This is a genomic window from Dyadobacter beijingensis DSM 21582 (assembly GCF_000382205.1).
In the GTDB taxonomy this organism is placed as follows: domain Bacteria; phylum Bacteroidota; class Bacteroidia; order Cytophagales; family Spirosomataceae; genus Dyadobacter; species Dyadobacter beijingensis.
Genome location: NZ_KB907787.1, coordinates 1,067,649 through 1,090,076, shown reverse-complemented (window position 1 = coordinate 1,090,076; position 22,428 = coordinate 1,067,649). Strand labels below are relative to the sequence as shown.

14 protein-coding genes are annotated in these 22,428 nt (G+C 53.2%); 4 read left to right on the top strand and 10 right to left on the bottom strand.

All coding sequences use genetic code 11. The features are described 5' to 3' along the window. Nucleotides 1-70: 70 nt before the first annotated feature. The 9 genes from H144_RS0111735 to H144_RS35010 all read right to left on the bottom strand — a co-directional run bounded on the left by H144_RS0111735 (nt 71) and on the right by H144_RS35010 (nt 20,393). Nucleotides 71-2,440, bottom strand: a complete 2,370-nt coding sequence (locus H144_RS0111735; protein ID WP_019942259.1) for an ABC transporter permease — start codon at nt 2,438-2,440, stop codon at nt 71-73. A gap of 34 nt (nt 2,441-2,474) precedes the next feature. Next, entirely contained in the window at nt 2,475-4,892 is a 2,418-nt protein-coding gene (locus H144_RS0111730; protein WP_019942258.1) for an ABC transporter permease, read from the bottom strand. Between the two features lie 49 nt (nt 4,893-4,941). Beyond that, nucleotides 4,942-7,341, bottom strand: coding sequence for an ABC transporter permease (locus H144_RS0111725; RefSeq protein ID WP_019942257.1), 2,400 nt, complete (start codon nt 7,339-7,341; stop codon nt 4,942-4,944). Between the two features lie 77 nt (nt 7,342-7,418). Next, nucleotides 7,419-9,800 (bottom strand): ABC transporter permease, encoded by a 2,382-nt coding sequence (locus H144_RS0111720; protein WP_019942256.1) that lies wholly within the window; start codon nt 9,798-9,800, stop codon nt 7,419-7,421. 12 nt (nt 9,801-9,812) lie between these two features. Beyond that, nucleotides 9,813-12,236: an ABC transporter permease gene (locus tag H144_RS0111715; RefSeq protein ID WP_026350622.1), complete on the bottom strand. Its 2,424-nt coding sequence runs from the start codon at nt 12,234-12,236 to the stop codon at nt 9,813-9,815. 23 nt (nt 12,237-12,259) lie between these two features. Next, nucleotides 12,260-14,677, bottom strand: a complete 2,418-nt coding sequence (locus H144_RS0111710) for an ABC transporter permease (RefSeq protein ID WP_026350621.1) — start codon at nt 14,675-14,677, stop codon at nt 12,260-12,262. Between the two features lie 191 nt (nt 14,678-14,868). Continuing rightward, nucleotides 14,869-17,247, bottom strand: a complete 2,379-nt coding sequence (locus H144_RS0111705; protein WP_019942253.1) for an ABC transporter permease — start codon at nt 17,245-17,247, stop codon at nt 14,869-14,871. A gap of 174 nt (nt 17,248-17,421) precedes the next feature. Continuing rightward, nucleotides 17,422-19,863 (bottom strand): outer membrane beta-barrel family protein, encoded by a 2,442-nt coding sequence (locus H144_RS0111700; RefSeq protein WP_229207885.1) that lies wholly within the window; start codon nt 19,861-19,863, stop codon nt 17,422-17,424. Between the two features lie 302 nt (nt 19,864-20,165). After that, nucleotides 20,166-20,393 (bottom strand): DUF6249 domain-containing protein, encoded by a 228-nt coding sequence (locus tag H144_RS35010; protein WP_308425686.1) that lies wholly within the window; start codon nt 20,391-20,393, stop codon nt 20,166-20,168. Between H144_RS35010 and H144_RS0111690 the strand changes: the two genes are divergently transcribed. Both H144_RS0111690 and H144_RS0111685 read left to right on the top strand, forming a co-directional pair. Next, entirely contained in the window at nt 20,317-20,697 is a 381-nt protein-coding gene (locus H144_RS0111690; protein ID WP_157504631.1) for an RNA polymerase sigma factor, read from the top strand. The genes H144_RS35010 and H144_RS0111690 overlap by 77 nt on opposite strands. 19 nt (nt 20,698-20,716) lie before the next feature. Further along, entirely contained in the window at nt 20,717-21,205 is a 489-nt protein-coding gene (locus H144_RS0111685; RefSeq protein ID WP_157504629.1) for a hypothetical protein, read from the top strand. Between the two features lie 35 nt (nt 21,206-21,240). On the opposite strand, the gene H144_RS0111680 is transcribed toward H144_RS0111685, so the two are convergent. After that, the gene (locus H144_RS0111680) at nt 21,241-21,612 is read right to left on the bottom strand and encodes a hypothetical protein (RefSeq protein WP_019942249.1); all 372 of its coding nucleotides are present in this window, start codon (nt 21,610-21,612) and stop codon (nt 21,241-21,243) included. Between the two features lie 210 nt (nt 21,613-21,822). On the opposite strand from H144_RS0111680, the gene H144_RS0111675 reads away from it, so the two are divergent. Continuing rightward, nucleotides 21,823-22,032, top strand: a complete 210-nt coding sequence (locus H144_RS0111675) for a DUF2281 domain-containing protein (protein ID WP_026350620.1) — start codon at nt 21,823-21,825, stop codon at nt 22,030-22,032. Beyond that, nucleotides 22,033-22,425: a type II toxin-antitoxin system VapC family toxin gene (locus H144_RS0111670; protein WP_019942247.1), complete on the top strand. Its 393-nt coding sequence runs from the start codon at nt 22,033-22,035 to the stop codon at nt 22,423-22,425. The last annotated feature ends 3 nt before the right edge of the window (nt 22,426-22,428 follow it).

Genomic DNA, 22,428 nt, shown 5'->3' with positions numbered 1-22,428 from the left:
TCGGTCGTCGGCCGTCAACCGGCGGTCGGCGGTCAGTCGGCGGTCGGCCATCAGCCGTCGGCGGTCCGCTTCACTCACTTCTCAGCGACTTCACCGGGTTGATCAATGCCGCCCGAATGGCCTGGAAACTGACCGTAAGCAACGTAATCGCCAGCGCACCAAATGCCGTGCCCAGGAAAATCCACCATGATATTTCCGTACGGTAGGAGTAATTTTTCAGCCACCCACTCATAAAATACCAGGCGATAGGGCCGGAAATGATACAGGCGACGAGCACCAGCACGACAAAGTCGGTCGATAGCAGTTGCCACAAATTGGCGATCGAAGCGCCCAGCACCTTCCTGATCCCGATTTCCTTCGTACGCTGCTCGGCTACGAAAGAAGCCAGCCCGAATAGCCCGAGGCAGGAAATGAATATCGCCAGGGCCGTGAAGAAAGACGCCAGCTTGCCGATGCGTTCCTCGTCGGCGAATTTTTTAGCAAACAGCGTATCCACAAACTGGTAGGTAAACGGACTGTTCGGATCATACTTCCTGAACACCGCGCCCACCTTTTCCAGCGCGTCGGCCACGCCCATATCCGGAGTGAGCCGCATATTGATCACATTCGTATTCCGGTAGTTTACCACGTAAAATGCCGGGCTGATCTGGCTGAACGGCGACTCGCGCACCATGTCTTTCACCACGCCGATGACCCGGTACTCCTTCCCGCCCCAGTTCAAAACCGATTCCAGCGGCTTTTTGAGGCCCATTAACGACAATGCCGATTCGTTGACGATCATCGCGGACGAGTCCGTAGGGTAAGCGCGCGAAAAATCGCGGCCCTGGGTTACCTGCCAGGCGACAGTTTGTCCGTAGTCATGCGAAATACTGTTGGACATCAGCAGCGGCACGGCATCCGGTGCCTTACCGGGCCATGAGAGATTGGTAACGCCGCCATACTGCACCGTTACCGAGCCCGACGATTGCGAATAGGCACTCACGGCACCGGTACCCATCAGGTCGCTTTTCAATGCATTATAATGGCCATACAATGCAGGTGTGTTCATATCAACCTCCACCAATCCTTGCCTGCTATACCCGACAGGCCGGTTTTTGGCATGCTGGATTTGCCTGAAAACGACTACGGTACCAATAATGAGCGTCACCGAAACGGTGAACTGCGTCACGACGAGCACTTTCCGCGGCAATGCGGCAAACCTTCCGGATTTGAACGTTCCTTTCAAAACCTGCAAAGGCTGGAACGACGAGAGGTATAGCGCCGGGTAACTGCCGGCGATCATGGCGGTAGCAAGCGAAAACACGGTCCCGGCGAGCCAGAACAGCGGATTAGTCAGCGGAAGAACGATCTTTTTCTCGGCCACCTGATTGAATACCGGCAATGCGAGCCCCGCCAGTAAGAGCGCCAGGCAGAAAGCAATGAATACCACCAGCACCGATTCACTGAAAAACTGGCTCACCAGCTGTGCTTTGAGCGACCCGATCGCCTTGCGGATGCCCACTTCCCTGGCCCGTTTTTCCGACCGGGCCGTGCTGAGGTTCATGAAATTGATGCAGGCCAGCAGCAGTACGAACACACCGATAATGCCGAACAGCCAGACGAAAGTGATCAGCCCGCCCGTATTCTGCCCGTTTTCAAAATCGGAGTATAAATGCCAGCGGTTCATCGGATGAAGGAAAAACTCCGGCTTGTACCCCGGCGGGTTCTCGCGCTTCATACGTAAATCCTTGATTTTAGCCGAAACGCCAGCGAAATCGGCGCCTTCACGGAGCTGTGCGAAGACTTGGAAAGAATTCTCGTCCCATTGTGTATCGGTCCGTTTGGCATAGGCGTCCATGGCCGTCCATAGCGCCCAGGGAGCCAGTATCTGCGTATTGCGGAAGGTGCTGTTATTGGGCATATCCTGGAATACCCCGGCCACCTTAACATCGCGATTGCTATTGATTTTCAACACCTTATTCACCGGGCTTTCGCTTCCGAACAGCGACCTTGCAAACGTTTCAGATAGCAGCACGGCATTTACTTCCTTCAAATTATCGATGCCGGCAACGATCCGCACAGACATCATTTTGGTGAATGCCGGCTCCACATACTGCCCCGGCTTAGAAAACATCTTGTCGCCATACGTAACAATCACATCCCGGTAAGCCGACTTCGCTACCGCTTCAAAGTCCGGATATTTCTCGCGCAATTCATTCGCCAGCGGCAAGGGTACAACGTCGTAGGGTGATTTTTCCGGTCCGAACTGCACAAATTGCCACACCTGCCCCACCCGGTCGTGGTTTTTGTGGTAATGGTTAAACGACAGTTCGTCGTAAACCCACAGGCCGATCAGCACCGCCACCGCCATCCCCACCGACAGCCCGCAAATGTTAATAGCGGAATACCCCTTGTTTTTCAACAGGTTCCGCCATGCGATTTTGAAGTAATTTTTCAGCATGATCCTGGATGATTTATTTGCGTTTGTTCCTAATCTACTCGCTGCGCAGCGATTTCACCGGGTTCATCAGCGCAGCTTTGACACTCTGAAAACCGACCGTCAGCAGCGCTACCGCTACCGCCAGCAGCCCGGTAAGCGGAAAAATCCACCACTGAATCCCCACCTGATAGGCAAATCCTTGCAGCCATTGGTGCATACCCGCCCACCCAACGGGCGTCGCGATGACGAGTGCGATGCCTACCAGTGACAAAAATTCTCCCGAAAGCATGCCCACGATGCTGCCCACCGAAGCGCCCAGTACCTTGCGGACACCGATTTCCTTCGTACGCCGCTCCGCCGAGAAAGCCGCCAGTCCGAATAATCCCAGGCAGGCAATCACGACCGCAATGCAGGTGAAATACACGACAATGCTGCCCGTCAGCTGCTCTTTCTGGTAATTTTTCTGAAAATCCTCGTCCAGAAACGAATAGGCGAACGGAATGCCGGGGTTCAAGCGCTTCCAGGCATTTTCGACCGATGCGAGCACACCGGCGTAGTCTTTCGTTTGAATACTGGCAATAAAATACTGGTACTTGTCGGTAATGCTCGTAGTAAGGGCGTAAGGTTTGATCCCTTCGTGCAGGCTGTGGAAATTAAAATCCTTCACCACGCCTACGACCTGCAAACTGCGTCGTTTGCCGCCCAGCTCGAAGAATACATGCTTGCCGATGGCCGTCGCCACATCGTAGCCCAGCTCCCGCACGGCCGCTTCGTTCAGGATGATGCTGCTCGAATCACCGCTGAATGCTTTTGTGAAGGAACGCCCGGCCACCATCGAAAGGCCCAGTGTTTCCACATAATCGTCCCCGACGGTGGCGAAATGCACGTCCACGGCATCGTGCACCGTCTTGTTTTCCCCATAAAAAAGCAAGTCTTCAATATTTTCAATACCCGGATACACCGAGCCGTTCGTGGCCGCCGCGACGCCCGGGACCCGCAGTACTTCCTCGCGGAATGCAGGGTAGTTTTTTGCAGCCTTGTCGTTGCGGATAGGGATTACCAGTTTTTGTTCCTTATTAAAACCGAGGTGCTGGTTTTGCAAAAAAGAAAGCTGCTGCCCGATCACGATCGCGCCGAGAATGAGGATGATGGACACTGTAAATTGAAATACTACCAGCCCTTTCCGCAGCATTACCGCCGAGCCGATATGCACCATACGCCCCTTAAGGACACTCACCGGCTTGAACGACGACAGGTAAAATGCCGGATAAAGCCCCGCTACCAGCCCCGTAAACAAGGTAATACCCGCAATCCAATAGAGAAATGCCGGCTCCCGGAGCATATCGAGCTCCTTACCCGTGAGGTTATTGAAATAGGGCAAAAGCAGCGCCACCAGCAGCAACGCAATGCCTAGCGCCATACCTGCCAGCATCATCGACTCGCCCAGGAACTGGAATACCAATGCATTCCGCATGGCGCCCATCACCTTCCGCACGCCGACTTCCCGCGCCCGCTTCTCGGAGCGCGCCGTGCTCAGGTTCATAAAATTAATACAGGCAATAAGCAACAGAAAAACGGCAATGGAGCCGAAAATGTAGAGGTAAGTCATGCTCCCGTTCGGGGCGAGCTCGTTCCCGATTGCCGATCGGAGGTAAATGTCAGGTACCGGCTGCATGAATAATTCTTTCGAAATACCCATCGCTTTCAGGTCGGCTTCACCGTGGCGTTCCAGGAACGGCGTCAGTTTGGACTCGAATGCGGCGGGGTCCGCACCCTTGTGCAGCTTCACGTAGGTATGGAAGATGTTGTTCATCGCCCAGTTGTTCTGGCCCGTTACCCAGCTGCCCATATCGCCGTTTTGCATGGATAAAAAATAATGCGCATCGATATGCGACTTGCGGTCGTTGCGGTAAACGCCCGTTACGGTGTAATCGAAGTCGCCGAAAAGCAGCCCCACGCGGATCACTTTACCTACGGGATCAGTATCGCCAAAAAGCTTGGTCGCCACTTCTTCCGAAAGTACGAGCGTGTTCGGCTTGTCGAGCGCGGTGCGCGGATCGCCATACTTAAAATCATAGGTAAAAACATCGAACAGCGTCGAATCGGCGTAATAGCCGTTGGTTTCGTAAAATCGCTTCGTCTCATCGCCCTGCCGGTTTTCGAGCAGCATCCGGTCGATCCCTGAAAATTTGAGGATGCGCGTCACCGATTCCACTTCCGGGAAATCGCTTTTCACACCCGCGGCAACCGGTCCCGGCGTGCCGGCCCATTGCTCCCCCCGACTGGTCATCGCAATGCGGAAAAGCCTGTCGGCCGCGCGGTGATGCTGGTCGTAACTGAGCTCGTCGGACACGTACAGCACGATCAGCAGGCAGGTAGCCAGTCCAAGCGCCAGACCAGAGATATTAATAGCGGTATACCCTTTGTTTTTCAAAAGGGTACGCAGAGCGATTTTGAGATAATTTTTAAACATAAGATTATTCTGGAACGCCTGTTCTAAAATGACTACTAACGATTGAAAGCTACTCGCTCCGCAGCGACTTGACAGGATCGAGCAATGCCGCCCTGATAGCCTGATAACTCACCGTGATCAATGTAATGGCCAATGCGCCGCCACCCGCCCCGGCGAAGATCCACCACGGGATATTGGTGCGGTACTCATATTTTTGAAGCCAGTTATTGAGGAAATACCAGGCCAGCGGGGTAGAGATCACAAAGGAAATGACGACCAACACAATAAACTCCCGCGACAGCAATGCCCACAGGTTTGTCACCGACGCGCCCAGCACTTTGCGGACGCCGATTTCTTTCGTCCGCTGCTCGGCCGTGAATGATGCCAGCCCGAATAACCCGAGGCAGCTGATCAGGATCGCCAAGGCCGCAAATACCGATGCCAGTGTGGCAATGCGCTCTTCCGCTGCGAATTTCAGCGCATATTCCTGGTCTGTGAATTTGTAATCGAATGGACTGCCGGGGCTGACTTCCCGGAAAACGCCGCCCACTTTCGCAAGCGATTCCCGGAGCGGCAGGCCCGGTTTCAGCTTTACATTGATGAAATTCGCCCAACCATAATCGACCATAAACACCGTAGGACGCACCGGACTAAACGGCGAGCCCATTACCATATCGCGTACCACACCCACCACTCTGAATGGCCTGTCACGCCATTTCACGGTTTGATCGACGATTTCCGAGGGCGATTTGAAGCCCATATATTTCATGGCCGCTTCGTTCATGACCATCCCGGTCGAGTCGGTGGAGAACTGGCGGGAGAAATCGCGGCCTCCGATAAACTGCCAGCCCATCGTTTTACCAAAATCATGGCTCACGCCGATCGTACCAAAATTATCGTGCAGGTTCGGGTCCTTGCCCGGCCAGGAGAAACCGCCATTATTGGAACCCACGAAAGTCGAGGGCGACGACGAGGTTGACATTTCCGTCACCGCGCCGGTTTCCAGCAGCTCACCGCGGAGGCGGTTATACTGGCTGTAAAGCTCCGGCGTATTGATCTCGATGGTGATCAGCCCCTCCCTGTCATAGCCGACGGGGCGGTTTTTGGCATGCTGGATTTGTTTGTAAACAATAGCCGTACCAATGATGAGCGTCACCGAAACGGTAAATTGCAGCACCACTAACACCTTGCGCGGCGCCCCCGCGAACCTGCCTGCGCTGAATGTACCTTTGAGCACCTTCACCGGATGGAAGGACGACAGGTAAAATGCCGGGTAACTGCCCGACAAAAGGCCCGTCAGTAAGCAGAACGCAATGCCCGCCAGCCAGAAATAGGCGCTGGCCCACGGGAAAACGAGCCGTTTGTCGGCCATTTCGTTGAAAAACGGCAATGCAAGCACCACGATGAGAATGGCGATAATGAATGCAAAAAACACGACCATCAGCGACTCGCTGAAAAACTGGTTGATCAGCTGCGACCGGAGCGAACCCACGGCCTTGCGGATACCCACTTCCTTGGCGCGCTTCTCGGAACGTGCGGTGCTCAGGTTCATAAAATTGATGGACGCCAGCAGCAGCACAAATGCACCGATCACCGCGAAAAGCCACACATAGCGAATGCGCGCGTCGGGCTGGCCGCGGTCGTCCCAGGTGCCGTACAAATGCCATTTCGACATCGGTAGCAGGTAACTTTCGGGTTTCAGGAACCGGGCTTCCGGTGTGTGTTGCACTTTAATATGCTTTATCCTCGCCGTAACACCGTCAAATGTCGTGTTGGCACGGATTTGCGTCAGCAGTTGCCAGGAATTGTTGTTCCACTGCTCCTTGTCACGCGCCTCGCGCACCCAATCCTGCGTGGCCACGTACAGATCCCACGGCGCGATGAACGTCAGCTCGCGGAACTCCGTGTTGTAAGGCAGGTCTTCATAGACGCCCGTCACTTTCAGATCGTGGCGGTTATCCATTTTCACGATTTTGTCCATCGGGTTTTCATTCCCGAATAATGCCGCCGCCACCGATTCCGAAATAAGGATCGAATGCTGTTCTTTGAGGCCGTCGCGCGTGCCGCGGCGCATGTGCAGGGTAAGCATGTGCGGCACTTCGGCACTCATGTAGCCCCCGTTTTTGGTAAACTTATTGTCTTTGTATGCGAGAATGTGCTGGTCGGTAAACGACGACTGGATCACATATTCGAAATCCTCCTTATGGTGCTCGCGCAGGTATTGGCCCAACGGATAAGACGTATGCTGGCTGCCGTCGTAGTTTTTACCCTCATACACGCCCCGCTCCACCACTTTGGCAATGCGGTCGTAATTTTCATGGTAGCGATCGAATGCGAATTCATCGTACACCCACAGGCCTATGAGCATGGCCACGGCCATTCCCACAGCCAGCCCACCGATGTTAATGGCCGAATAACCCTTGCTCTTCACCAGGTTACGGAACGCGATTTTGAGATAGTTTTTAAACATGGATGCTATTGGGTTAACGTTCTATGCAAGTGGGCGAACCGCCGACAACTGACCGCCGACCGCCATTTTCTCTAATATCATTCGCTTCTCAGTGACTTCACGGGGTCGGTGAGCGCCGCTTTGACGCTCTGAAAACCCACCGTGAGCAAGGCGATACCTGCTGCCAGAAAAGCGGCCAAGGCGAAAATACCCCAGTGGATATCAATGCGGTAGGCGAAGTCCTGCAACCATTTATCCATCAAATACCAGGCAACCGGGCTCGCCATGACGATTGCCACGAGAACGAGTTTCAGGAAATCCATCGACAGCATGGCCGTAATGCCCGCTACCGAAGCACCGAGCACTTTCCGCACGCCGATTTCCTTCGTCCGCTGCTCGATGGCGAAGATCGCCAGACCGAAAAGTCCCAGGCACGACAGGCACACGGAAAGCAATGCGAATGTGGTGGTAAGCCGCGTAGCGAGTTCTTCGCGCTGATAGAATTTCGCGATTTCTTCGTCATAGAAACTGTATTCGAATACATTCTCCGGGAACTGCTTCTGCCAGGCCGCAGCGATCCGGTTGATCGTCTGGGCGTTCAGGCGGCTCAGTTTCACCCCTCCCGACCGGTACCGTTTCTGGTCTGCGAATACGATCGTCGGCTCGATGCCGGTGTACAGGTCGCCATTGTTGAAGTCGGACAGCACGCCCACGATGGTACCCGTTTTGCCCGCGTCGCCCACGTGCAGGCGGCGGTTCAGTGCATCTTCCGGCGATTTCAGGCCTAATGCTTTCACCAGTTTATGGTTGATCAGAAGCTCATTCAGCGTATCCGAATGCATGGGAGCGCGCCCTGCCACGAGTTTCAATCCATAAGTTTTGACAAAATGATCGTCCGCCGCCCTCGACCGCGCCACAAATTTCTCCCAGTCGCGGTTCTCGAATTTGATCGTTCCGCCGCCGCTGACCTGCACGGAAGGCGCGCTCCTGAAAAACGACAGATCGGTCACCTCCGGCAATGCGGCCAGTTCGTTGCGCAATGCGGCGAGCTTGGCCGTTTCCGTTTCGGGCAAATTCAGGTGCAGGACCAGGTCTTTGTCCATGCCCAGGTCTTTGTTTTTCAGGTACTCCGATTGCAGGATGATGAGCGTCGAAACCGCTATCAGGACGAATGAAATGCTGAATTGTGTCACCACCAGACTTTTCCTGACGGAGAAAAAGCTCCGGTTATTTTCCTTCAAAAGCCCCTTGATCGCCTTCACCGGGTTGAAGCTCGACACGACAAATGCCGGATAAACGCCCGCCATTAACACGACGAACACCAGCAGCAATGCCAGAAACGCGAACAACTGCCAATCCATGAACGGGTTAACGGCCACACTCAGTCCCAGCCACGTCCCCAGGAGCGGCGCAAAAAGCCAGGAGATCAACACCGACACGGCGCCGGCCAGCACCGTCAACAAGATCGTTTCCTGTAAAAACAGCCAGAAAACCTGCACCTGCGAAATGCCCAACACCTTGCGCACACCCACTTCCCTGCTCCGCTTGAATGCCTGGGCGGTAGAAAGGTTGATAAAATTAAAGCAGGCGATCAGCACGAGCAGCACCCCCACCGTGCCCAACACCAGAATGGTATTAAACTTGATTTTTCCGCCGTAAGCGATGTTGAAATGCACATCGGCGAGCTCCTGCAAATGGTAATGGAACACCTTGCCGTCGCGGCCGTAATATTTGTCGGCAAAAGCAGGCATCTGACTTTCGAACGCAGCTTTATCGGCGGCAGCATGCAGGGTAATGAACGTTTCGCGGCCGCTATCGATCCAGCCCCAGTCCTCGTAACCATATTCCGGGATGATCTTTTTCAAAGTCGGAAGCGATACGAAAATGTCCTGTTTGAAATCCGTCTGCTCCGGATAATCGGCCACAATGCCGGCTATGACGACATTCTCGCGGTTATTGACGCGGATTACCTTGCCTAACGCATCATCGCTGCCGAAGTATTTCCGCGCGTAGCGCTCCGTCACCACGGCCTGCCCGGGCGCATTCAGCACGGACGAATTGCCTGTAATCCATTTATAATCAAATATTTGAAAATAGTCCGCATTGGTAAAAACGGCGTGATCCTTTTCGAGAAACTTCCGGGAAGCGCCTCGGTGGTCCACGCGGATCGTCATTTCCTTGTGCGCCACATAAGCGGCATTTTCCACATAAGTGAAATCCTTTTTCAATGTTTCATGCAAAACATACGCCGAGCCCCGCTCCTGCTCCACCGAGCCATCCGCCAAATGCAAGTCCACGACGACGCGGTACGTACGGTCCGCGTTACGATGGTACCGGTCGACGCTCAGGTGGTACTTAACCAATTGAAAAATCACGATCGCGCCGGCCATACCGATGGCAAGCCCGACCAGGTTGATACCGGCGTGCATTCTGTGCTTCGCCAGGCTGCGGAAGGAGAATTTCAAATAATTACCGCGCATATGAGTGTTCAATTATTCGCTTTTCAAACTCTTTACCGGATTGATCCATGCAGCTTTAACAGCCTGATAACTCACCGTCGCGAGCGTGAGCACGAGCGCGCCAGCTCCCGCCAGGGCGAAGATCCACCAGTTCATTTCGGTGCGGTACGGGTAGCTTGCCAGCCATTCGCGCATGGCGTACCACGCCAAAGGCGCCGCCAGCAGGCATGCAGTGGCTACCAGCAGCACAAAATCCTTCGACAGCATACGCCATAGGCTCGCTACCGAAGCGCCGAGCACTTTTCGGATACCTATTTCCTTGGTACGCTGTTCGGCGGTGAAAGAGGCCAGTCCGAGCAGGCCCAGGCAGCTGATCAGAATCGCCAGTCCCGCGAAAAAGCCGGCCAGCTTCCCGATCCGCTCTTCGGCCCTGAATTTGGCGTCGTACTCCTGGTCAGCGAACTTATATTCGAATGGCGCCGCAGGCACCAGCTTTTTGAAAACTTTCTCAATGGCGGTCAATGCAGCCGATGCGCTGACGCCCGCATTCAGGCGGATATTGATCCAGTTGGGCGAACCGAAAAGGAAGAAAACGGTCGGTTTCACCGGTTCGAAAGGCGATTCCATGACCATATCCTTCACGACGCCGATGACGGTGAAATGTTTGAGCACATTGTCCGTCATCCACTGGCTTTTCCATGACACCACTTCGCCGAGCGGGTCGGGCATGCCCAGCAGCCGCGCCGCCGATTCATTGATTACAAATGCCGCACTGTCCGATGCGAGCTTGCGGGAAAGATTACGGCCCTGTTTAAACTCCCAACCGACCGTTGCCGCGTATTCGGGCGTCACCGTCAGCGTCGCGAAGCGCCCGGAGAAGCCTTCCGGCATGCCTTTCCAGCTGAAACCTTCATTGGACGACCACACGCCCGTAACGGGGCTCTGCGATTCGGCCACCTCGTCGACCATGCCGGTATTCTTCAATTCCGTGCGCAGGACGTCGGTTTTGTTGTAAAAATCCTCCGTTTTCATGCTGATCATCAGCAAGCCGTCGCGCGTGTAGCCGACGGGCCGCTCTTTGGCGAAGCGGATCTGCCGGTACACGATGGACGTGCAGATGATCAGGGTAACGGAAATCGTGAATTGCAGCACGACCAGCAACTGCCGGGGTGTGTAGGCAAACCGACCAACATTCGCCCGTATCGAAGCGCCTTTGAGCACTTTCACGGGTTGAAATGATGTGAGAAAGAACGCAGGGTAGCTTCCTGCCAGCAGGGAAGTCAAAAGAATGAAACCGGCACAGCAAAGCCAGAACCAGGCGTTATCCCATGGAATACTCATCTGTTTGGCAGCCAGGTTATTGAACCAGGCCAGCGAGGCCACCACGCCACCCAGTGCTACGAGAAACGACAGCAGCACGATCACAAATGACTCACTGAAAAACTGTACTACCAGCTGCGCCCGCAGCGAGCCGATCGCCTTGCGCACGCCTACTTCCCGCGCACGCTTTTCCGAACGCGCGGTGCTCAGGTTGACGAAGTTAATGCAAGCCAGCAGCAGCACGAAAAACCCGATCATGCCCACCATCCAGACATATTTCACCGGCCCCTCACCTGCCGCCCCGTTTTTGAAGCCGGAATACAAATGCCAGTCGTTCATCGGGTGCAGCCACATTTCGGGGCGGGTAGCGGCTTCTTCCCGCATATCGTCCATGCGCTTGATCACGCTCAGTTCCGAAAGCCGGATGCCCGCGTCGGCGGTTGCGAAATCGACGCCATCAGCGAGCTCGGCAAATATCCAGATCGCGTGGTTGTCCCATTTTTTGTCCTTCATCCAGCGGTTTTTATCGAGAAAATAATCCCACGAACCGATGAACTGCACCTCGCTGAACTTCGTGTTTTTGGGAAAATCCGCATAGACACCCGTCACTTTCATGTCCAGGTCCGTACCGATTTTGACGATCTTGTTCATGGGATCAGTTTGGCCGAAAAGCGCTTCCGCCGTGGATTGCGACAACAGGAGCCCCTGGGGATCTTCGAGCGCGGAGCGCGAACCGCGCAGCATTTGCATCGAGAACATTTCGGGTGCAACGGCATCCATAAACTGCCCGTTCCGCGACAATTTTACTTCGCCGGCCGTCAGCACCTGCTCGTCCGCCTGGCTAGAAGCGGCAATGTGTTTGAAATACCCTGCATAATGGCTTTTCAGCTCTGCTATATAAGGAACGGGCAGCGAGAAAGAGGTGTTTTTCTCGCTGTGGATCACCTGGTTTTGCAGGATTTGCCCGATCCGGTCGTGGTTTCGGAAATAATGGTTGAAGGACAATTCATCGTAAATCCAAAGGCCGATCAGCATCGCTACGCCCATCCCGATCGCCAATCCGCCGATGTTAATGCCCGAGTAACCCTTGTTTTTCAAAAGGTTACGGAAGGTGATTTTCAGGTAATTTTTTAGCATGACCAACATTCTTTGGAATAACCTTATTCACTACGCAAGCTTTTCACGGGGTTCACCAATGCCGCCTTGATGCTCTGGAAACTGACCGTCAGCAAAGCCACAGCCACAGCCAGCACACCGGCCAGGACAAACACCCACCATTCTACATTGACCTTATAGGCAAAATCCGAGAGCCACTCGTTCATCCCGTACCATGCAAGCGGCGAGGCAATGACAATGGCGACGCCCACCAGCCTGACAAAATCTTTCGAAAGCAATGCGACAATGCTCACAACCGACGCCCCCAGCACCTTGCGGACGCCGATTTCCTTAGTGCGCTGAATGGTGGTGAATGCCGCCAGCCCGAAGAGCCCGAGACAGGCGATGATGACGGCGAGGCTGGCAAAAATGCCGAACAGCTTCCCTATCCGCATTTCCGATTCATACATTTTGTTGAAACGCTCGTCGAGAAATGAATAGGCAAAAGGGTTATCGGAGTTTGCTTTCCAGGTTTTTTCCAGCATTTTAATGAGCCCCGGCATGTCGGTAGTCTTCACCCGGACGGCGATCTGGAAAAGGTCGCCGCCGTACATCATCACCAGCGGCGCAATGCGCTCGTGCATCGAGCGGAAGTGGAAGTCTTTAGTTACACCTACTATCGTATAAAACCGCTTGGTTTCCGGCTGGCCATTACCGATCGTCCGGATACGCTTGCCTATCGGGTTTTTCCAGCCGAACTGCCGGGCAGCGGCCTCGTTGATAAGCACGGACGCGCTGTCACCGCCGAAGCTCCTGGAGAAATTCCGTCCGGCCGAAAGTCCTATACCGAGCGTTTTGAGGTAATCCTCATCGACCTGATAGGTAGCAAAGCGGTAAGGTGTGATATCGTTTTCGGCACTTTCGGGAATGAAACCGTCGGTGCCGCTATTCGAAGCGCCTGCGGGCAAGAAGCCGGCGAGTGTCACGCTGCTCACGGGTGAAAGGCCCAGCAGCTCATCCTTGAATGCCTTGGCCTTATCGCCCAGTAAATGGGTGTCGTGCAGGATCAGCACCTGGTCCTTGTTAAAACCTACATTCTTGTTTTGAATAAAATGCAGCTGCCGGTACACCACCATCGTGCCGATGATCATGCCGATCGATACGACAAACTGAATGGTTACCAGCGCATTGCGCAGCCAGCCGCTTTTGACCCCCGCCTGAATGCTCCCCTTCAAAACCGCTATCGGTTTGAATCCCGACAGGAAAAATGCAGGATAACTGCCCGCCAGCAAACCCACGGCGAGACAGCCGGCTAATGCGTAACCGATGGTAGGCGCATTCAGAATAGATTGGATATCAAACTGCTTGCCGGCCAGATCGTTGAAGCCCGGCAATAGCAATATGACCAATATGAAGGCCACGACAAGCGCAAAAACCGTCAGTAACACCGATTCGATCAGGAACTGGGCCATCAGCTGCTGCCGTACCGAGCCCATCACCTTCCGTACCCCTACTTCCTTCGCCCGCCCGGCCGATCCGGCAGTGGAAAGGTTCATAAAATTGATGCACGCAATGAGCAGGATGAATGCGGCAATGGCGGTGAAAATGTAAATGTATTTGATGTTCCCGTTCGCTTCCAGCTCGTTTTCGAGGTTGGATTGCAGGTGAATGGTCGTCAGCGGCTGAAACTGGAAGCCGAAACTATCGCCCTTGCGCAGGTATTCTTCGTAGCTAATGCCGAGAAACTCCTGTATTTCAGGGCCAATGTATTTTTTAACCAATTGCGGCGACTGCGCCCGGAGCTTCTCGACCGGATAACCCTCACGCAACCGCACGTACGTATGCGCACCGCTCGAAAGCCACTTTTCGCCCACATCGTCGGATTTGATGGAGCCGAAGAAGTCGTAGTGGAAATGTGCGTTGGAAGGGACGTCGCGGCAAACGCCTGTAACGCGGAAAAGCCCCTGGTTGCCCATTGTAAGACTTTTTCCCACGGGATCGGTGCTGCCGAAGTATTTCAATGCGGTGGATTCCGTGATGACGATCGTTTTCGGCTCCGTCAGCATCGTTTTCGGATTGCCTTTCAGGAGCGGTATCGAGAAGAAATCGAAGAAATTGGAATCGACAAAGGTGACACGGTCTTCGGTAAATTTCTTATTCCCGTTTTTGACGAGGTAAGTACCATTTCCATCGAGCCTCGTGTATGCCTCTACGCCCGGGTAATCGCGCAGGAGCGCGGGCCCTGCCGGTGCGGACGCGCCCGCGAGGCCGATTTCATTACCGCCGATCCGGCCGTGCATGGTCACCCTGAATATTCGGTCAGCATGGGCATTGAACCGGTCGTAACTGAGCTCATGCCGCACAAACAGCAGGATGAGCATGCAGGTGGCCAAGCCGATGGCCAGCCCGAAAATATTGATGGATGCGAAGGCTTTTTTGTTCCAAAGGCTTCGCAAAGCGATTCTCAGATAACTGGATAACATAACGGCGCCGGTTACGAGGGTTGAAGGATGGATAGCATTCTTGAAGCGTCAAATTATGCACCAGTTGACCAGACTATCACAATTACCTGAAAATCAATTTTTTACATTTATATAAAACAAATCAGTGGTGTTCGGTATCGGACACGTTCCGTTCGTTTTGGAACGACGGCAAATGTTCCGCAAATGCGGCATTACTCGCTCCGCAGGCTTTTTACAGGGTTCATGACCGCCGCTCGGATGCTCTGGAAACTGACCGTAGCAAATGCAATCACGGCGGACAGCGCGGCGGCAATAGCGAATATCCACCAGTAAATGTCCGTCCGGTAAGCGAAATGCTCCAACCACCGCTCCATCCCGAAGTAGGCGATGGGCGACGCGACGACGAAAGCGATGAGTACCAGTTTGAGAAAATCGCGCGAAAGCAGCCCTACGATGCTGGCAATGGACGCGCCCATGACCTTCCGCACGCCGATTTCCTTCGTGCGCTGCATGGTGCTGTGCGATGCCAGTCCGAGCAGTCCAAGGCAGGAAATGAATATCGCCAGGATCGCAAAATTGAAAAACAGCTTCTCGAAACGCTCCTCGCTGCGGTACTGCCGGTCGAAGAATTCGTCCATAAAATAGTAGCTGAAAGGCCTGTCGGGCATGGCAGCTTTCCATTTCGCTTCCACCTCGGCCACAGTTTCTTTCAAGCGGCTGCCCTCGATTTTCATCGAGACGAGCTCCGAACCACCCGGTTCAATGCGCATTGTGAGCGGCCTGATCGCCTCCTGCAACGACCGGAAATGGAAATCCTTGATGACGCCGATAATCTTGCCCTCGCGGCCCCATTGTCTGAAACGCCGGCCCAGTGCCTCTTCGGGCTTGCTGTAACCCAGCAGCTTCACCGCGGCTTCGTTAACTACCATGGCCTGGGTGGTGTCAGTTCCGAACTCCTTTGAAAATGGCCGCCCGGCCACCATTTTGAGGCCGAAATGCGGAATGTAGTCGAAATCGACGAAATAGAGATCAAGATTCGAAACCTGCAAATCGCCGCTTTTGTTTTCGATCTCCGAATACGCGCCGGGATTGGAGCTTCCCGGCACGCTCGACGACGCGGCGGTGGATTGAATGCCTGCGAGGCCGTTCAGCGACTGCTTGAACGCCTCCCTTTTAGGGTCGCCTTCGGTATTCACGACGAGCATCTGGTCCTTGCTGAAACCGAGGTCGCGGTTACGCATGTAGTTCATTTGAATGTAAACGATCATCGTCGAAATGATGAGCGCGATTGAAATGGCAAACTGGACGGTTACCAGCCCTTTACGCAGCAGAATACCCTTCACACTCGTCGTAAAGCGTCCTTTTAGCACCGTCACCGGCTCGAACGACGACAAGACCAAGGCCGGGTACAAGCCTGCCAGCACGCCCAGTAGCACCGCCGCCAGCAGCATGGTGCCGATAAAGAGTGGATTGTCAAAAATGCCGGTGGTGATGATTTTCCCCGCCAGGTCGTTGAAAAGCGGTATCAGCGCAGCAGACAGGGCAATGGAAAAAAGAAATGCGATCAAACAAAGCATCACCGATTCACTCACGAATTGCCGCGCCAGCAATGGTCTTGCGGCGCCTACCACTTTGCGAATGCCTACTTCTTTGGCCCGTTCGGCGGAGCGGGCGGTGGTGAGGTTGATAAAATTGATGCAGGCAATGAGCAGGATGAATGCTGCCACCACTGAAAATACATATACATTATTCATGCTCCCTTTCTCGGGCACATCGCGCTCGGAATGCAAATGCACGCTCAGGAGCGGTTCAAGAAAAAGCACATAAGACATCTTGCTCTCGCGCATAAGCTTGCCCGCGCGACGTTCCAGGTAGGCCGGAAATTTCTTTTCCAGCGACTTGCTGTCGGCCCCGTTTTTAAGCAAGAGATATGTCATAGCGCCGAAATTCCCCCATTCATTGTCGATCCCGCGGTTGAAACGCTGCGTCATGGTGGTCATCGATACGAACATATCGCCCTTGATGAGGGAGTTTTCGGGAATATCCTTCATGACGCCCGTCACCTTCGCCGGCAGGCCTTCACCCGATAGCAGCAGCGTCTGCCCTACCGGGTCGGCATCGCCGAAATATTTCTTTGCGGCCTTTTCGGTAAAAACGATGCTTAGCGGCTCTTTCAATGCCGTTTTCGGGTCGCCCTGGATAAGTTGGAAATCAAAAACGCGGAACAGCGACGAGTCTGCAAATACGGTAGGCTCCTGGAACTTGATATCGCCCTTCCGCACAAGGAAACTCCCTCCGTTCAGGCGCGTGTAGGCTTCCACTTCCGCGAAATCCTGTTGGATCGTCGGCCCGAACGCCCAGGAAGTAATGCCCGCATTGATCGTTTCCGAAGGCGTCTTTACATCCGTGACCAGCCGGTAAATGCGGTCGGCTTTGGAATGGAATGCGTCATAAGTCAGCTCGAAATGGACATACATCGAGATCAACAAACACGCCGACATCCCTACCGTCAGCCCCATCACATTGATCAGCGAAAACACCTTATGCTTCCAAAGGTTCCGAAAAGCGATTTTGAAATAGTTTTTTAACATGGCAGGGTGAAATTTGGCTGGATTCGTTCACTTCGGGTGCATTAAATGTGTACCAGGGTTGGGTTTTGCTGATAATGAAGTATTTGGAGGCAAAACTAAATACCCGGCTGTCCGAAAACGGACAGCCGGGGTGCAATTTCGCATAGTGTTTACCATCCATGAATTGCGCAAAGATTAGTTCCCGTTCTGCACATCATCGTTACGAATGCCGCGCTTGTTCTTTTTGATACCGTCTTTCAGCTTGCCGAATTTGTAGTTCAGGCTGAAATTGAATGAGCGGAAATATGCCCAGCGGTCGGTGAACTGGTCGAAATCCGGTCCGAAGGTTTCGTTATGGTATCTTCTGAATTTGGTGAATGGATTGCTTACCGCCGCGGAAAGCGACAGTTTATCCTTTATCACGTCCTTATTCACGCTGAACGACGTGCTCGCGATCGAATTGGTCGTGCCTTGCAGGTTCACACCGGGGCCGTTCGCATTCAGGTTCGCATTCACACGCCATTCTTTCGGAAGGCGGTAGCCGGTGGAGACGGCCAGCTGGTACATAATGCCGCTATTGGTGATCTCGGAGCCGTTCACGATCCCCGTCACTTTGCCGTGGGCAATGCGGAGGTTGGTACTGAAATTCCACTTTTTCGTGAGCGGATAATTGACATTCAGGTTACCGCTGAAGAGCCGCGCCCGGCCGGTGTTGCCGTAAGACGTCCGGGTAACCTGCGTTTCGGGATTGAAAACGGCAATCGGGAAAATAAGGTCTTTGAAATGCGTGTAGCCGAGCCCGATATTAAAGTTCCCTTTCTTCGCCTTGTTGTAACCCAGCTGAATGTCATTCACAAAAGCGGGCCGCAGGTCGGGATTACCGGTGCGTTCGTAGCTAGGATTGGAACGGTCCACAAACGGATTGAGCTGCCAGATACCGGGGCGCTGAATGCGTTTGGTATAGCCCAAATTGATCCCCGCATTGTTCATAAGCTTCCGGTTCACCGACACCGACGGGATGAAGTTGAAGTAGTTTTGCTCCACCTTCGAATCCGTGGAAATGAAGTCGGCATCGATCACGGTCTGCTCTACACGTGCACCGGCTTTCACGCCCCAGTTTTTGAAATTATACTGATAGGTGTTATAAGCGCCGAACACATTCTGCATGTTGTTGTATTTGTTGCTCATCCCGCCGTCCACCTTATAAGTATTCGTTTCGGGATCGAAGATCAGGTACTGAAAGTCGCTCTTGTTGTCACGCATAATGCCTTTCAAACCCGCTTCGATGTTCAGCTTTTTGACCGGGTACACGAGGTCCACCTGGAATGTCTGCTCCGAAAAGCTCTGGTCGTTCAGCTGGCGGTAGTCGGGGCGGTCGTAATTGATGCGGTTCGCAATCGTGAGATTGCCTTTCTGCTTGTTGTCGTAGCCATAATAGCGGTAAGAGAATGTCAGCAACCGGTTTTTATCGGCCTTGAAACCCTTTTGATAATTGATAGCGGCGTCCCGGCCATTACCATTGTCGGTGTTGCGGTTGGACACGTTGTAGCGTTCCAGGATTTCGTCCCCGGCGTTCAGCAGCGACGCCTGGAAACTGTTGAAACGGTTTTTACCACCATTCACATTCAGCTGCGCGCTCAAAAGGTTCAGCGTATCGATCTCGTACGTGATCTCATAGCCGATATAGCCGTTCTTGTTGTTGGATTCGTTCCAGCCACGCTGGTCGAGGTCTGTCGGGTTCGTCCCGTAGGTCGTGCGGTTGGAAATCGTCTGCGTCGACGGGTTCTTATATTGGTTCAAACCCGCATTCAGCGACATTCCGATCTTCCCGAGCTGGGCCGAGAGCGAGCCACCGACTCCCGGACCGCCCGTCGGGAAGCGTTCGCTCACATTGAGCGTGCCGTTATACCCGTTGTCGATTTTTTTGTTGGTAATGATGTTGATAATACCCGCCAGGCCCTCCGCGTCGTATTTTGCAGGCGGTGTGGTAATCACCTCGATGCGCACGATAGACGACGCCGGCATGCTCCGCAGCACGTCCTTATAGCTCCGCTCCACCATGCTCGAAGGCTTTCCGTTGATCAGGATCTTGAAATCGGTATTGCCTTTAAGCGCAATATTATCCTCTGCGTCCAGCGACAGGTACGGCACTTTCCGCATCATTTCGAGCACGCTGTAAACTTTGCTTTCGGGGTCGGCTTCGAGGTCGTACGAAATGCGGTCCACCTCCTGTTTCACGATAGGCTTCGCGGCGGTGACCGTTACTTCTTTCAAACCTACCGTTTGCTGAGCGATCGTGATATTTCCCAGATCTACTTCCTGCCGTGAACTATCGGTCAGGTCGACGTCTATACTTTTCGTTTTGTATCCCACACCCACCACCACGAGGGCATATTTCATCGGTTTCAGGTTCCGGAATACGAATGAACCGTCGGTTTTGGAAAAGTCGGCTTTCACTGCCGTATTCTTGTCCTTCATGAGGTTCAATGTAATGAAATCCAGTACTTTGCCGCTGACGGAATCGGTAACAATACCTTGAATGCTTTTTCCGGTGGGCGCATTTTGCGCGTGGGCGCTCCGGCCACAGATCAGACCGGAGATCAGGATTGAAAATAGGAGTTGGAGCAGTGTTTTCATGGGAAAAAATTTCATGGCTAATAGATTTTTAAGGCATAGGAATCCCGTTAAGCGCGTTTTCAGCGCTTTTTATAAAATGCTTTATATATCAATTAATTTAATATAATTCTAATATTGATATACGATCGCACAATTCAAAATTCTAATGGAACAAATGTATTGGAAGGTACTTTGTGATGCAAGGTACTATGCCTGATTTTTTGGAGTAAATGATGAACGGTAAGAAACTGTGGATGACCGGTTGGATCGAAATTGCTATTCCCGGTGCCCCAAATCATTCAGGCACCTTTCGATCAGGAAGTTCAGGATAAGGCTGATACCGCCGAAGAGGAATACATCGCAAGGTAGGCCGCGCCCTTGCTGAAATCATATTCTCTGCCAAGCCAGTTTCCCAACAGGATACCGAGCGCGATGCCGACGAAGAGCATGCCGAATTTAAGTGTGGGATAGAATTTGCCGTTTTTAGCTGTAAAAATAGATGCGTCGGCGCCTTTCTCGATTAATGCGATACGCTCGCGGTGGCGGGTCATCAGAAACACGTACACGATCCCGAAGATCCCCAGAAATGCCGCAGACGATCTGGAAGAAACTTACGCCTGCGAACACACGCCCGCGCCGCTCGAAGCGATGCAGGCCCGCGAGCGCGAACAGTTTGTAAAAGCGGCTATTAACCGCCTACCCAAAATGGAGGCGCTCATTATCACGCTGTTCTACCTGAACGAAAGCCCGATCGAGGAAATCGAGCAGATTACCGGCCTTTCCAACAGCAATGTGAAGGTCAAATTGTTCAGGGCGAGGAAGGCGTTGGAAAAAGAATTGCAGTTTTTATTATAAGGCGGTAAATATGGAGCTGATGGAACACGATAACGATGCGCATTTTCGGAAACTGATCCGCGAGACAGGTACGGAAGCGCCGTCCGACGACTTCATGCGCGCGGTCATGCAGCGCGTGCGGGAGGAAGCGGCATTCAGTGCGGTAGTGCAGCAAAATGCGTTGGAAATGCCTTCCCTCGCATTCAGCGCCGATATTATGGCCCAGATCCGGGCGGGCGAGCCCGTGCCCGCCCCCAGGCCGTTCGTCGCTCGGAGAATGTGGTACTGGGTTGCGGCGGCGTGGGCGGCGGTACTTATTGCCTGCTTCTTTATCCCGGGCAACGACCAGCCGCTGTTTTCCGGCACCTGGAAGAGTATCCTGCCGGCAGGGTCCATGTCGCTAGAAAAAGTACCTGTGATCCCGCAGCCCTATATGCTTACCATTATCGGCCTGGCTTCCCTGTTGCTGCTGGATTATTTCCTGCGCAACAAATGGGTGTTCGGCAATAAAAACGGCCAGGTCATCTGACCCGGCCGTTCGTTCATGGCTACTCGGTTAAGCGGTTATCCTCTGCGGTTGTAACGGTTTTCGAAGCGATGCTGGTAGGCGAACAAACGTTGACGTTGCGCGGGCGTCAGCACGGCCAGGATCTCTTTTTGTTTCTCCTCTTCGAAACGTTTCATGCCCTGATAAGTCTGGAATCTTTTATTCTTGCCGGCCAGACGATCGTATTTGTTTTCGATCTTTTTGATCTGGTTTTCCTGTTTGCGGCTCAGCTTCACGATCTGGTCCAGCTTGTTGATCTGGAATTCCTCGTAAGCATTGTCGGCGCGGGCGTCGATCACTACGGGGTTCGGTCTGTTATAGCGCTGCGCGAAAGTATTTCCAGCGGTCAAAGTTACGATAGCTGCGATGGCCAAAATGATCTTTTTCATGGTTTCCAAATGTTTAAATTGTGGTTATTTGTCTTTTAGAGGCACATTTCCCCTCCAAGTTTAACGCACCGGAAACACAATCTGCGAAATGTCACTGTGAGTAGATAGTCGGGTGGTTTCAGTCGACGAAAGCGGTTACCGCCTGCTGGATGGAATTGCTAATGCATGCTATTGTTTTTAAATTTGAATAAGGCAAAAAACGCTACGATCATGGATACGACGGTCAAAGGAATTTATGAAAACGGGAAAGTGACGCTGGTTGGCAAACCACCTGTGCAGGTGCGGACAGAGGTAACCATTACCTTTCCGGATCAGGACATCAAACCCATGAAAAAGCGCAAAGCCGGAATACTGACAGGAAAAGTTTGGATGGCCGATGACTTCGACGAGCCGCTGGACGATTTAAAAGAATATATGTAAATGAGGGTATTATTAGACACACACACGCTGATCTGGTTCCTGGAAAACAACCCCAAGCTATCTCCCAAAGCCAAATCACTCATAGAAAATCTGGCGAACGATGTGTTCGTTCATGCAGTCAGCTGGTTTGAAATGGCCATTAAAATAAAGATCGGGAAGCTGGTGCTCCCCGATCCTGTTGAAGTGGTTTTTGCCAAGGCGGCTGCCAATCGGATTGACACGATCCGTATCACCGCAGCGCAGTTAACGGCCTATAATGCCCTCCCGCTTTTTGAAGAACACCGTGATCCGTTCGACCGTTTAATAATTGCCACTGCGATACAGCAGGAATTGAGCATTCTCTCGGACGACCCCAAATTTCCGCTGTATACCGAAGCGCAGGTCGTTTGGTAATCG